The organism is Flavobacterium glycines (assembly GCF_900100165.1).
Classification (GTDB): domain Bacteria; phylum Bacteroidota; class Bacteroidia; order Flavobacteriales; family Flavobacteriaceae; genus Flavobacterium; species Flavobacterium glycines.
Window position 1 is genome coordinate 1294908 of the sequence record NZ_FNEO01000001.1, and the last position, 14895, is coordinate 1309802.

Here is a 14895-nt window from a genome sequence, read left to right on the forward strand (position 1 = left end):
TCAAAATGAAAATTTTACTTAATATAGAAAAGACATTCAGAGAACTTTTGCAGCAAGAGGATACTGATCAAGATAAAAAAATCACTAAAGACGATCTTGGTCCTAAAAGATTTGTTCTGGTGGATGAATTAACTAAAAAAGAAGAAATGATAGAAGGAACCTATCATTTGTCTAATTTACTTCAGGAACTTGCAACACTTAAAGAGAAAGGAGAATTAACTGCAGAAGTTGATTTGGATTTTATTAAAGAAGAACCCGTTCAAAGAATATCAAGAAAGATAAGGGATGATTATTGGAATGAATTAACCCGTACAATTGATAAAAAAGGTTTGGAGCAAATTCTAAAAGATGAAAAAACATCTAATGATATTGCAACTCTGTATGTTTCGGCAAAAGATGAACAAGGGATTGCTTATTTTCAAGAATTAGAAAAAGAATTAAAAAGTTTTAAAGTAGCCATTTTGCCAGAGAATTATACGATGGATTATGTGGATACCTTAAATTCAAAACCAGGTATTTTAGCGCTGGCATTAGAAAAAAATAAATCGGGATTACAAGGTGTTCCTTTTGTTGTTCCCGGTGGCAGATTTAATGAGATGTATGGTTGGGATAGTTATTTTATTGCAGCCGGATTGTTAATAGACAATCAATTGGATAAAGCCATGGCTATAGCTGAGAATTTTAGATACCAAATCATTCATTATGGTAAAATTTTAAATGCTAACAGGAGTTATTATTTAACAAGGACTCAGCCTCCATTATATTCTTCTTTGCTGGTTGATATAGTTAAACAAAAAACACCTGATTTGAATTGGCTCAGATTGCATTTGGAAACGGTGATATTAGAATATAATACCGTTTGGATGGTTCAGGGAGGAAGGCTTACTTCGACAGCTTTGAATCGATATAAAGCAGATGGAGTGGGGATGCCTTTTGAGGTGGAACCGGGTCATTTTGATGATGTATTAATTGAGTATGCTAAAAAATATAATTTACCTGTTCGGGAATTTGAAAAACAGTATTTGAACAGGACATTAGTTGATGCTGAACTCGATATGTATTTTGTTCATGACCGCAGTTTGAGAGAAAGTGGACATGATACAACTGATAGATTGATAAATACCTGTGCCAATTTAAATTCTGTAGATATCAACAGTTTTCTTTATAAATACGAAAAAGATATTGCTTACCTGATTAAAGCATTTTTTAATAATGCCTTTTTATCAGATGATTTGGTTTACACTTCTGAGCAATGGGAGCAAAAAGCCCTTTTCAGAAAAGAAAAAATGAATGAGTTGTGTTGGAATGAAAATGCAGGGATGTATTTTGATTATGACTTTGTGAATGAAAAACAGTTTCCTTTTGAGGCAGCGACAACCTTCTTTCCTTTGTGGGCAAAATTGTGCAGCGAGGAACAAGCAAAACAATTGGTGGAAATTGCTTTGCCAAAATTCGTAAAAACAGGTGGGATTACCGGAAGTACAAAAGCAAGTAGTATTGCATATTCTCATGAAAATGCTCCGCAAAGACAATGGGATTATCCATTTGGGTGGGCACCACACCAAATGTTATTATGGGAAGGACTGATTAATTATAATTATTCGGATAAAGCACAAGAAATGGTCTACAGATGGCTTTGGTTAATTACCAAAAATGCTGTAGAATACAATGGAACCATTCCTGAAAAGTTTGATTTGGAAATTAGTTCCCATAAAGTATTTGCAGAATACGGCAATGTAGGAACAGAGTTTGATTATATTGCAAAAGAAGGATTTGGTTGGGTAAATGCTTCCTATCAATTAGGATTACAAATTTTAAATAATAGTTTGAAACTGGAATTAAACAAAATGACTTCACCAGAAGATTTATTCTAATCGTTTTTTTGTAAAAAGCTTAATGTTTATAAGTTATTTTTTTTTAAATTTATATTTCATTAAATTTTTTGATATGACTGTAAATCAAATATTAAGTACGAAAGGAAACGATGTCTATTCAGTTGTTTCTTCAATTAGCGTTTATGATGCTATAAAAATAATGAGTGAAAAAAATGTTGGAGCAATCTTAGTTATTGAAGAAGGCCAGCTAAAAGGGATTTTCTCGGAGAGGGATTATGCCAGAAAAGTTATTCTGAAAGATAAGTCGTCTAAAACAACTATGATTAAAGAAATTATGGTGAGTAATGTTTTTACGGTGCAACCTACTGACGATTTGGACAATTGTATGGAAATGATGATTTCAAGAAGAATCAGGCATTTACCTGTTGTGGAAGATGATAAAGTCATTGGACTGATTTCAATTGGAGACGTCGTAAAATGTATTATTGAAAAACAAAAAGAAACAATCCAGCTGTTGGATTCTTATATTAACGGAACCCAATCTTAATAAGAAATGAGATTAAAAATAGAGCCACTAATGTTAGTGGCTTTTTTTGTGTGAAAATTGGTCGTTTTTTTAAAAGAATTAAGAAAATGTTAACTTTTTAAGTTAAGTCTTCTATCTTTGTATATAAGATAAACCTGCAATTATGAATGAAGATAGTAAAAGAAGCCTTATTGTATCATACTGAACCGACTCCGGGGAAAAAAAAGTAAATACTTTGATTTTTGCAAATCTTGATTCGGCTAATGTTACTTATAAACTAATGAAAGAATTATATAAAACGGGTTCAATAGGCCCTATTATGATGGGAATGGGAAAACCTGTTCCTATTTTCAATTAGGAGCTAGTGTAGAAGAAATGGTAAATATGGCTGCTATTACAGTTATTGATGCCTAGGAAAAATAAAAGAAAAAAAACAATTCTAAATAATATTTATAAAAAATTAAATGATTGCACATTTACAAGGGAAGTTAGTTGAAAAAACACCAACACATCTTGTTGTTGATTGTGGTGGTGTAGGCTATGAGGTTCATATTTCCTTACATACCTTTTCATTACTTCCTAATTCTGATTTTATAAAAGTATTTACTTATCTTCAAATCAAAGAAGATGCACATACTATTTTTGGTTTTGTAGAGAAATCAGAAAGGGAAATATTTAAATTATTGTTGTCGGTTTCAGGTATTGGAGCAGGTATTGCCAGAACAATGTTGTCTTCGCTTGATCCAAAACAAATTACTCATGCTATTGCATCTGGTGATGTTACTACTATTCAATCCATTAAGGGAATTGGTAGTAAAACAGCACAAAGAGTTATTTTGGATTTAAAGGAAAAAGTTTTGAAGTTGTATGATTTAGACGAAGTTTCTGTGTCGCAAAGCAATACAAACAGAGATGAAGCGTTATCTGCATTAGAAGTTTTAGGTTTTGTTAGAAAAGCTTCTGAAAAAGTGATAGATAAAATTGTAAAAGAAAATCCGGAGGCATCAGTTGAATCGATTATTAAACAAGCATTAAAAAGCTTATAAAGCACAGCAAAAAACCAATTGTATGCATAAAATTTGTATTGTTTGGGCAGTTTTATTATGCGGTTTTGTGTCTTTGGCTCAGGTTAACGAACCAGTTCAGGATACAACAAAAAGAAGATATTCTACAGGGAAAGTTCAAATGAAAGACCCTAAGAGTATTCTTTCTGCTTATACTTATGACCCAAAAACGGATAGATATATTTACACCCATTCGGTAGATGGATTTTCTATCAAGTACCCCATTATACTAACTCCAAAAGAATACGAAAATTTAGTTTTGAAAGAATCTATGAAGGATTATTTCAAAAAAAAATCGGATGCAATTGACGGAAAGAAAAAAGGTAGTGAAGCTGATAAAAAAGATTTATTACCCAGATATTATGTGAATTCGGGATTGTTTGAGTCTATTTTTGGTAGTAATACAATTGATGTAAAGCCTACGGGATCCGTTGAAATGGATATGGGTGTTCGGTATACCAAACAGGATAACCCTTCCTTTTCTCCCAGAAACAGGTCTAATCTGGCTTTTGATTTTGATCAGAGAATTAGCATGAGTTTGATGGGGAAAGTGGGAACCCGACTGAATGTGAATGCTAATTATGACACCCAGTCTACATTTGCTTTTCAAAATTTACTCAAATTAGAATATGCCCCTACCGAAGATGATATTATTCAAAAAATTGAGGTCGGAAATGTAAGCATGCCCCTAAATAGTTCTTTGATTAGAGGAGCGCAGAGTTTGTTTGGGGTTAAGGCGCAGCTGCAGTTTGGCAAAACTACAGTAACAGGCGTTTTTTCCGAACAAAAATCACAAACTAAAACAGTAGTTTCACAAGGAGGAGGGACTATTCAGGATTTTGATCTTTATGCTTTAGATTACGATAACGACAGGCACTTTTTTTTATCTCAATATTTTAGAAATCGATACGATGCGGCTTTAAAAAATTATCCATTTATAGATAGTAGAGTACAAATTACAAGGATTGAGGTTTGGGTAACTAATAAGCAAACACGTCTTAATACTACTTCTAATAATCTTAGAAATGTAATTGCACTTCAGGATTTAGGAGAGGCGCAGTTAACGGGTTTAAATGATAATGAAGTGGTGGTTTTAAATCCTTCGACAGGAATGTTTAATACTCCCGCAGATACGCCATCAGATAATGCAAATAATAAATACGATCCGGCAAAAATTGGATTGGCAGATGGTTATTTAAAAACAGATATTCGTGAAATTGCCACCGCTAGTGCAGGTTTTAAAGTATCTGTGAGTGAAGGACAAGATTACTCAAAACTGGAGAATGCCCGTAAATTAACGACTAATGAATTTACCTATCATCCGCAATTAGGTTATATTTCGCTACAACAGAGATTATCAAATGATGAAATTTTAGCTGTGGCTTACGAGTATACGATTGGTGATAAGGTGTATCAGGTTGGGGAGTTTGGTAATGATGGTGTGGATGCGACTCTTGTTACCGGAACACCACAATCAACGCAAGCTGTTGTGACGCAAAGTTTGGTGTTAAAAATGTTGAAAAGTAATCTGACTAATGTTTCTAATCCGGTTTGGAACCTGATGATGAAGAATATTTATCAAATTCCGGGGGCTTATCAAATTAAACAACAAGATTTTAGATTTAATATTCTTTATACCGATCCGTCTCCATTAAATTATATAACTCCCGTAGCCGGAAACCCATTCCCTGTGAATCCTTCTCCGGATGATAAGGTGGCAGAAACTCCATTGTTGAATGTGTTTAATTTAGATAAGTTAAATTATAATAATGATCGTCAAACGGGTGGTGATGGTTTTTTTGACTTCGTTTCCGGGTTGACAGTTGATACTCAAAATGGGCGTATTATTTTTACAACCAAAGAGCCTTTTGGGGAGTTGTTATTTAATAAGTTGACTACTAATGCAGTTGAAGATTACAGCAATACAACTACATATAATCCTAACCAAAGTAAATATGTTTTTGGAGCAATGTACCGAAAAACACAGGCTAAGGCATTAGAAGATAGTGATAAAAATAAATTTTTATTAAGAGGAAAATACAAATCATCCAGTGGTGATGGAATTCCTATTGGAGCATTCAATGTGCCTCAGGGTTCAGTTGTAGTAACCGCCGGAGGAAGAGTTTTAGTGGAAGGAGTAGATTATAGTGTTAACTATCAATTAGGGAGAGTTCAGATTTTGGATCCTTCGTTACAGGCATCTAATACTCCTATTAATGTTTCTTTGGAAAATAATTCCATTTTTGGTCAGCAAACCAGACGATTTATGGGAGTGAATGTAGAACATAAATTTTCGGATAATTTTACATTAGGTGGAACCTTTTTGAAGATGACTGAAAAACCATTTACCCAAAAATCGAATTATGGTCAGGAATCTGTAAACAATACTATTTTTGGATTCAATACTAATTTCTCAACTGAGGTTCCTTTTTTTACAAGATTAGTAAATATGCTTCCTAATGTTGATACTGATGTGCCATCAAATTTATCCGTTAGAGGTGAAATAGCATTTTTAAAACCAGATACTCCAAAAGCAGACCAATTTCAAGGACAATCAACATTGTATGTAGATGATTTTGAAGGTACACAATCTTCAATAGATATGCGTTCGGCTTATGCCTGGAGTTTAGCTTCGACACCAACAAATCAAGATGCTAAGTTTCCAACAACTTATGAGTTTAATGGAGCTTCTAATGATTTGTCATATGGGCATAAAAGAGCAAAATTAGCCTGGTATACCATAGATCCTATTTTTTATGTTCAAAAACCCTCTGGCGTTTCAAATGATGATATTTCTTTGAACTCAACCAGAAGAATTTATAGCAAAGAGTTGTATCCAACACTAGATATTGCTCAGGGACAAACACAGGTAATTAATACTCTTGATTTAACTTATTTACCATCCGAAAGAGGGCCGTATAATAATAATTCAAATTTTGGTTTAACTCCTAAAGAGAATTACGGAGGAATTATGCGTTCGTTAAGCTCTACTAATTTCGAACAGGGAAATGTGGAATACATTCAGTTTTGGGTATTAGATCCTTATGTGGGTAATGGAAGTACAACACCTACTAATACTGGTAAAATTTATTTCAATCTGGGGGAAATTTCAGAAGATATTTTGAAAGACGGAAGGAAACAGTATGAAAATGGATTAGGGCCGGATCAAATTTTAGTAAATCCAAGACCAATTTGGGGAGATGTTCCAGCTTCTCAATCATTAATATATGCTTTTGATGCAGATGCTAATACCAGAAAAAATCAGGACGTTGGTTTAGATGGTTTATCTAATAGCGGAGAGGCATCGGTATATACTAATTTTGCCGGAGAATCTGATCCAGCAGCAGATGATTATACCTATTATTTGAATACTTCCGGTGGAATTAAAGAGCGTTATAAAAATTATAACGGAGTTGATGGAAACTCAGCTGTTGATATCAATGATCCTAATAGGGGAGCCTCTACCGTTCCTGATGTTGAAGATATCAACAGAGATAATACAATGAATACTATTAATGCTTATTATGAATACAGTATTGATATGAAGCCGGGGATGCAAGTAGGGGAAAATTATGTTACTGATATTCGTGTAGTAAATGACGAGCCTTTACCAAACGGAGAAATGATTAATGCCAGATGGATCCAATTTAAAATACCAGTTTCACAACCGCAAAATGTTATTGGGAATATTAGTGATTTTAGATCGATTCGTTTTATGAGAATGTTCATGACGGGTTTTGATGAAGAAGTTACGGTTCGTTTTGGAGCATTGGATTTGGTTAGAGGAGAATGGCGAAGATATACGAGTACATTAGATCCTACTGATACAAATGTGGATAATGATAATACCGAGTTAGATATTACAGCTGTTAACATTCAGGAAAATGACACCAGATGTCCTGTTAATTATATAACGCCGCCAGGTGTTACAAGAGAACAGTTGTATAATAACAATACTTTGATTAATCAAAATGAACAATCATTATCGTTAAGAGTTGCTGGAGATGGTTTAGAAATTGGGGATTCAAGAGCTGTTTTTAAAAATGTAAGTGTAGATATGCGCCAGTTTAAAAAACTGCAAATGTTTTTACATGCTGAATCTTTAAAAGGTGAGATTCCTTTAACAGATGATCAAATGGTTGGATTCATTCGTTTTGGTAATGACTTTACACAAAATTTCTATCAGGTCGAAATTCCATTAAAAGTTACGGCTGCAACGGATGGTAATTGTAAATATACCGCAGAAGAAGTTTGGCCTGTAGCCAACGAAATCAATTTGTCTTTGGCATTACTGACTAAGTTAAAAATCAAATCCATGAGTGTGGATGCAAGTTCACTGCCTTTGGATGGGGTGTATTATTTAGATGATGATACCAGTGTTTCAGGAGATCCTAATGAGCGTGATGGTGATAGTAAGTTAAAACTGGGGATTAAAGGAAATCCAAATTTTGGAATGGTGCGTACTTTGATGGTGGGTGTAAAAAGCAATGAGACCCATCAGAAAATAAAAGGAGAAGTCTGGTTTAATGAACTTCGTCTTGCCGAGATGGACAATCACGGTGGTATGGCTGCGGTGTTGAATGTGGATACTAATTTTGCCGATTTTGCTACAGTTTCTGCTACCGGAAAAATGAGTACCGTTGGATTTGGAACTATTGAACAAGGTCCAAACGAAAGAAGCAGAGAGGATATTCAGCAATATAATATTGTTACTAATGTTAATTTAGGGAAGTTATTGCCTAATAAATGGGGTATTAATTTACCTTTTAATTACAGTGTGGGTGAAGAAACAATTAAGCCGGAATACGATCCGTTTAATCAGGATATTAAGTTGAAACAGCTTTTAAAAGAAACCGATGATGCCGATGTAAGAGCTAATTTAAAAAATCGTGCGATTGATTATACTAAGCGTACCAGCATTAATTTTATTGGAGTAAGAAAACAAAGAGGAGCTGAACAAAAACCTCATATTTATGATCCGGAAAACTTTACTTTCTCGCAATCTTTTAATAAAGTAGAACGACACGATTATGAAATTGAAGACTACTTGGATCAGCAGGCAAGTACAACCGTGGATTATGCGTACAGTTTTGATAATAAACCGGTAGAGCCTTTCAAGAAAACAAAATTCATGAAGAAAAGCAGTTATTGGAAGTTGTTGAGCGATTTTAATTTTAATTATTTGCCTTCGAATATTACTTTTAATACCAATATTAACAGACAGTACAACCGTCAGCAATTTAGACAGGTTGATAATGTTCCGGGGCTTGAATTGCAGCCATTATACAGAAGAAATTTTGGATTTAATTATAATTATGGTTTCAATTTTAATTTAACTAAATCGCTTAAATTTAGTTATGCAGCTTCGACAAATAATCTTGTTAAGAATTATTTGGATGATAATGATATGCCTATAGAAGATTTTACTATTTGGGACAGTTACTGGGATATTGGAGATCCTAACCGTCATACACAACAAGTAGTTTTAAATTATGATATTCCAATTAATAAGATTCCTGTTTTTAGTTTTGTAAAAGCGAGTTATTCTTATACGGGAGATTACAGTTGGCAAAAATCAGCCAATGCGTTGTCTGAAATTATAGTTGACGGAGTGAATTATAATCTGGGGAATACAGTTCAAAATGCCAGAACAAATAATTTGAATGCCAGTTTTAACATGGAAACCTTGTATAAATATTTAGGTTTGTCCAAACAATCAAAAGCTGCTGTTAGAAAAACGCCTGCTGTTGCTCCTAAACCGGGACAGAAAATAGCGGCCGCTCCTAAACCGCAGGTACAATCTAATCAATTTGTGGATGGCGTTTTGGGTGTGTTAACCAGTGTTAAAAATGTTCAGATTAATTATTCTGAAAATAGTGGGACATTGTTGCCAGGTTATACTCCAAGTATTGGTTTTTTAGGTTCTTCAAGACCTTCGTTAGGATTTATTTTTGGTAGTCAGGAAGATGTACGTTATGAAGCTGCTAAAAATGGTTGGTTGACCAACTATCAGGGCTTTAGCCAAAATTACACACAGGTAACTAATAAAACATTGCGAGCTACAGCTAATGTGGATTTGTTTCCGGATTTCAAAATTGATTTGAATATGGATAGATCCTATTCGGAGAATTTTTCGGAGCAATATGATGTTTCTGCAGACGGAACTTATAATTCCCGATCGCCATATAACTATGGAATGTTTTCTATTTCAACAATGCTAATTAAAACTGCTTTTTCTCAAAGTGATGAAAATTCTTCAGTAGCTTTTGATGAATTTAGAAGTAACAGATTGACAATTGCTAATCGTTTGGCTGAAGATTACTATGGATTAGGAAATTCAATTCCGAGGTATGGAGATGCTTTAAATCCAATTCCGGCTGATCCTGTTGATCCGGATAATGATCCCGATAAAAAGAAAAGATATATATATAAGAATAATGAAGGTTATCCGATAGGTTTTGGAAAAAATAATCAGTCGGTATTATTACCGGCATTTATAGCTGCTTACACAGGAGCTGATGCGTCAAGCGTTTCCAAAGGAGTGTTTAGAAATTTCCCAATTCCTAACTGGACAATAAAATACAATGGTTTGATGCGTTACGAAATGTTTAAAAAGAATTTCAAACGTTTTTCTTTGCAACACGGTTACAGAGCATCCTATACTATTAATCAGTTTAGATCTAATTTTGATTATGATAATAATCCTGGCGGAATGGATGATAGTGGTAATTTCTACAATAAACTATTAATTTCTAATGTCAATCTGGTAGAGCAGTTTAATCCTCTTGTCCGATTGGATTTTGAATTAAAAAATTCATTAAAAGTATTAACAGAAATTAAAAGAGACCGTGCTTTGTCCATGAGTTTTGATAATAATTTATTGACTGAAGTAAAAGGAGTTGAATATATTGTAGGTTTGGGTTACCGATTTAAGAATGTTGTTTTTTCGTCAAGACTGGCTGATAATCCTACTGGCGTGATAAAAGGGGATATTAATTTGAAAGCTGATTTGTCTTATAGAAATAATCAAACGATTGTGCGTTATTTGGATTACGATAACAATCAACTGGGAGGAGGACAAAATTTATGGTCATTGAAAGTGACAGCTGATTATTCGTTTAGTAAAAACCTGACGGCTATTTTCTATTATGATCATTCTTTTTCTAAAGCAGTGATATCCACTTCGTATCCAATTACTAATATTCGTTCAGGATTTACGCTTAGATATAATTTTGGTAATTAATTTCTAAAAACGGAACAAAATTTAATTTGAAGATTGTTACATTTGCCAAAAAATAATTTTCATATTTCAAAATACTATTATTATGAGCATACCGGCAGATTTAAAATACACTAAAGACCACGAATGGGTACGTTTAGAAGGAGATATCGCAACAGTAGGAATCACACATTTTGCTCAAAAGGAGTTAGGTGATATTGTTTATGTTGAAGTGGAAACTTTAGATCAAACACTTGAAAAAGATGAAGTTTTTGGTACTGTTGAAGCAGTAAAAACAGTTTCTGATTTGTTTCTTCCTTTATCAGGAGAAATTATTGAATTTAATTCAGGTTTAGAAGATGCGCCTGAATTAGTAAATTCAGATCCTTACGGAGAAGGTTGGATGATTAAAATTAAGGCTTCTGATTTAGCTGAATACGATACTTTGTTAACAAGTGAAGCTTACAAAGAACTTATCGGTGCTTAAGAAAATTAGTTTAAGTGCTGCCTTGTCATGGGCGGTATTTATTTTATATCTCTGCCTTATTAGGATAAGTGAGTTGCCTGAGATCAAGATTTCTTATATTGACAAATATATTCACGCTTTTTTTTATTTTGTATTTAGTGTGTTGTGGTTTTATGCGTTTCGTTTTTATTTTAGAAAGCAAAAGCGCGCTAAACTTTTAGGGATTGTTTTTATTGTGTCTCTAGCTTTTGGGAGTACAATAGAGTTGTTCCAAACCTATTTTACAACTTACAGAAGTGGTGATGTTACTGATGTTTTTGCAAATACATCCGGAACATTACTGGCGATTTTGTGTATTGTTTTTTTAGATAAGAATGATTTTTTAAGTAATATCCAGAAATAAAAAGTCCTGCTTCGGCAGGATTTTTTATTTGTATTTAATTTGATTGTCTAAATTCAGTACTAATCAAAAAATGATTTCTTCAATGCATTACAATATTAAATGTATTTTTGTGAGTGAAGGACAAATGAAAATCAGTAATAAATGGATATTAGATCGTTTATAGATTCAACTTATTTAAAAACAGCTTCACAGGCAGGTCTTGATGAAAACCAAAATCAGGAAGTTGTAATGGTTTTTGTAAAAGAAGCTATTCAGGAAAGATTTAAGTTGATTATGATTCGACCGGAAATGGTGTCTTTGGCGAAACAAATTATTTTAAATGCATCTTCGAATGTAAAAGTAGGGACGGTGATTGATTTTCCGGAAGGGAATTCGACAATCGAAGCAAAATTAGAAGAAGCAGCTCAGGCCATTGCGGATGGAGCTGATGAATTGGATTTTGTGTGTAATTATGAAGCTTTTAAAAATGATGAAATTGATTTGGTGAAAGAAGAAATCTTGAAAGGAACCCAATTGGCATTGGCACATAATAAAATAATTAAATGGATTATTGAAGTAGCGGCTTTAACAGATAGGCAAATTATTCAACTATCGGCTTTGATAAAAAATGTGGTTATAGCCCATTTTAAAGAAGTTGATTATACTTCGGTTTTTGTAAAATCATCTACAGGTTTTTATAAAACGCAGTATAATGAACCTAACGGAGCCACGATTCAATCTGTAATTATGATGTTAGAAAATGCTTCTCCACTTCCGGTTAAGGCGGCAGGCGGCGTTCGTACTTATGACGATGCGGTAGCAATGATTCAATTAGGTGTAAAACGGATAGGGACTTCATCGGCAAAAGCAATTGTCAATGGAGGGAATAATCAAGATGGATATTAAAAAAGACTAAAAACCATATGAATAAATTTAGGCTGATTTTATTTTTTTGTTTTACAGGTGTTTTGAGTTATGCTCAAAATGATAAGTTGTTAGTTTCGGAACGATTTCCTGTTTTTCCTGCTTGTGTAAATTTAGAGGATAAAGCATTAGAAAATTGTTTTTATACCGAAGTACAGGAATTTGTTTTTCAAAATTTTGTTGTTCCTGAGAATTTGGTGCAAAGTAATTTTAAAGGAAATGTAAAAGTACTTTTTGAAGTAGATGCTAGTGGTTTTTTTAAGGTGATTTATGTGAATGCCGTTGATGAGAATTTAATAGCCGAAACCAAAAGGGTTTTTGCCAAATTTCCAAAAATTATTCCGGCAACATATAATGGAAAACCGGAATATTCGAAATATAATATAACAATAGCCATACCATTAAAAAGTGCTGCGACTCTGGCAGCTGAGAATTTAGCTAAAGCAGATATTCTTAGAAATACAACCCAACAATTGACGGAATTGGATTCTATTGTGTATCATAAATACAATAATCCTGAGTTTGAAAGTCATTTAAATATTCCGTTTTCGCATAGTTATTATGCGCAATTTGATGCAGCTTTAAACCAGGTGGGAAGCAATAATCATACGGCATCTAAACCTTATACTTATGTTGAAGTTGCCAAGTATTACAATATAAAACAGCAAAATGAGAAGTTAGAGAAAGAAACTTCCGGCTGGTGGACGCGAAAATTATGGAATGAAAATACGGTTGAAATTAAAGGAGAAGATTATTGGTTTACATTGAATCCTGTGTTGGATTTACAATTAGGAAGGGCTTCGGGGAATAAATCGGTTAATACATTTGTCAATACAAGAGCTATTAATTTTAGAGGAGGTTTAGGAAGTAAACTTAATTTTACTACGACTATTTTTGAAAGTCAGGGGCGTTTTGCGGACTATTATAACCAATATGCTGCGTCTATAAAACCATCGGGTGGTAATCCTGCGGTAATTCCGGGCATTGGTATTGCTAAACAATTTAAAACCGATGCCTACGATTTTCCTTTGGCGGAAGCCAATATCACTTTTGCTCCCAATACATTTATGGATATGCAATTGGGTTATGGTCGAAATTTTATTGGTGATGGATACCGTTCGTTGTTAGAAAGTGACGGTGCGAGTCCGTATCCTTATTTTAAGTTAAATACTAAGTTTTGGAAGATAAAATATACCAATACTTTTATGTGGCTCAAAGATATCCGTCCGGAAGTTACGGTTGATAAAACCTATGCGACTAAATTTATGGCCAATCACTATTTGAGTTGGAATGTTTCTAATCGATTAAATTTGGGTTTCTTCGAATCGGTGGTGTGGACGAATAGTAATGACAGAGGATTTGATGCCAGTTTTATTAATCCGATTATTTTTTACCGTGCGGTTGAATTTGGGTCTTCTTCTAAGTCGGGGAATGCTTTGCTTGGTTTGACATTTAAATACAAATGGAACAATCAAATTAATTTTTACGGACAATTTCTCTTAGACGAGTTTTCTTTGAATGATATTAAGGAAGGCGATAATAGTTGGAAAAATAAATATGGTTACCAATTAGGTGCGAAATATTACAATGCTTTCAATGTGCCTAATTTGTTATTGCAACTGGAATACAACCGTGTACGGCCTTATGTGTATTCGCACAGTGAACCAATTACCAATTACGGTCATAACAATCAAAGTTTAGGACATCAATGGGGAGCTAATTTTGGTGAATTCATCGCTATTGCCCGCTACCATCAGGGAAGATGGTTTGCTGATTTTAAATTAACATCTGCGGTAAGAGGTTTTGATTTTGCAGCTTCGGGAGCGAATTCTAATTATGGAGCAAATATTTACCGTGATTATGATTTGGATCGTTATGCTGATTCTGGCGTGAAAGTAGGTCAGGGGAATAAAACCAAATTTTTCATGACGGATGTTCAGGGTGGTTATTTGATTAATCCGTCAACCAATTTGAAACTATTTGCGAGTTATATTTACAGAGATTTTAATCCAAAGGAAAATACAGCAACGGTTTTTAAAGAAAGTACGAATTGGTTTTCTATTGGAGTGCGTTCGGATATTTTTAACTGGTATTTTGATTATTGATAATTGTTATGGACTTGACTGAAAAAAATAGGAGCTTTTGTAAGTTATACTCTTAAATAAAATTCATAATGAGAAGAATAGTATGTTTTCTTTTGGTGTTGTTTAGTGTGATATTTTTATTTATTTGCTTTATGTGGTTTCTCAGTGGTGCTAGTGGGCATAATATTCCAGATAGGATTGATAGAGAAACTTATTGTTTAATGATTTTTAATATTCTAATAATAGGTGTTTTGATGATTGTATTAAAAAAAATAAGAAAAAAAGAATAGTAACACTTTTTTAATGTTAGATTACGCTGAAATATCTACATAAAATTAGAAAATAAAATCTAGTGTTTGCGACACAATTATCAGAATAAACTTTTAAGTTGTTAT

At 33.5% G+C, this 14895-nt stretch carries 8 protein-coding genes and 1 pseudogene; all 9 read left to right on the forward strand.

Annotation, left to right across the window (positions count from 1 at the left end; genetic code table 11):
- Positions 1-5 precede the first annotated feature (5 nt).
- Positions 6-1874 carry a trehalase family glycosidase gene (locus BLR17_RS05155; RefSeq protein WP_066327024.1) on the forward strand — a complete coding sequence of 623 codons (1869 nt, stop codon included), beginning with the start codon at positions 6-8 and terminating at the stop codon, positions 1872-1874.
- Between the two features lie 73 nt (positions 1875-1947).
- A complete protein-coding gene (locus tag BLR17_RS05160; RefSeq protein WP_066327559.1) occupies positions 1948-2382 on the forward strand; it encodes a CBS domain-containing protein in 435 nt (144 codons plus the stop codon).
- Between the two features lie 199 nt (positions 2383-2581).
- Positions 2582-2775 (forward strand): annotated as a pseudogene (locus tag BLR17_RS05165) (phosphate acyltransferase); the annotation flags it as partial.
- 50 nt (positions 2776-2825) lie between these two features.
- Positions 2826-3407, forward strand: a complete 582-nt coding sequence (ruvA, locus tag BLR17_RS05170; protein WP_066327023.1) for a Holliday junction branch migration protein RuvA — start codon at positions 2826-2828, stop codon at positions 3405-3407.
- 22 nt (positions 3408-3429) lie between these two features.
- Positions 3430-10668, forward strand: coding sequence for a T9SS outer membrane translocon Sov/SprA (gene sov / locus BLR17_RS05175; RefSeq protein WP_066327021.1), 7239 nt, complete (start codon positions 3430-3432; stop codon positions 10666-10668).
- An 82-nt stretch (positions 10669-10750) separates the two neighbouring features.
- Positions 10751-11131 carry a glycine cleavage system protein GcvH gene (gene gcvH, locus BLR17_RS05180; protein WP_066327019.1) on the forward strand — a complete coding sequence of 127 codons (381 nt, stop codon included), beginning with the start codon at positions 10751-10753 and terminating at the stop codon, positions 11129-11131.
- Entirely contained in the window at positions 11124-11513 is a 390-nt protein-coding gene (locus BLR17_RS05185) for a VanZ family protein (protein ID WP_066327016.1), read from the forward strand. Before gcvH ends, BLR17_RS05185 begins: the two co-directional genes overlap by 8 nt.
- 141 nt (positions 11514-11654) lie before the next feature.
- Positions 11655-12398 (forward strand): deoxyribose-phosphate aldolase, encoded by a 744-nt coding sequence (gene deoC, locus BLR17_RS05190; RefSeq protein ID WP_066327014.1) that lies wholly within the window; start codon positions 11655-11657, stop codon positions 12396-12398.
- A 17-nt stretch (positions 12399-12415) separates the two neighbouring features.
- Positions 12416-14521 (forward strand): gliding motility protein RemB, encoded by a 2106-nt coding sequence (locus tag BLR17_RS05195; RefSeq protein WP_066327012.1) that lies wholly within the window; start codon positions 12416-12418, stop codon positions 14519-14521.
- The last annotated feature ends 374 nt before the right edge of the window (positions 14522-14895 follow it).

Bases quoted from the DNA above. Each gene is read 5' to 3' on its own strand.
- deoC (WP_066327014.1), top strand. From the start codon at position 11,655: ATGGATATTAGATCGTTTATAGATTCAACTTATTTAAAAACAGCTTCA.
- ruvA (WP_066327023.1), top strand. From the start codon at position 2,826: ATGATTGCACATTTACAAGGGAAGTTAGTTGAAAAAACACCAACACAT.
- sov (WP_066327021.1), top strand. From the start codon at position 3,430: ATGCATAAAATTTGTATTGTTTGGGCAGTTTTATTATGCGGTTTTGTG.
- BLR17_RS05195 (WP_066327012.1), top strand. From the start codon at position 12,416: ATGAATAAATTTAGGCTGATTTTATTTTTTTGTTTTACAGGTGTTTTG.
- BLR17_RS05160 (WP_066327559.1), top strand. From the start codon at position 1,948: ATGACTGTAAATCAAATATTAAGTACGAAAGGAAACGATGTCTATTCA.
- gcvH (WP_066327019.1), top strand. From the start codon at position 10,751: ATGAGCATACCGGCAGATTTAAAATACACTAAAGACCACGAATGGGTA.
- BLR17_RS05155 (WP_066327024.1), top strand. From the start codon at position 6: ATGAAAATTTTACTTAATATAGAAAAGACATTCAGAGAACTTTTGCAG.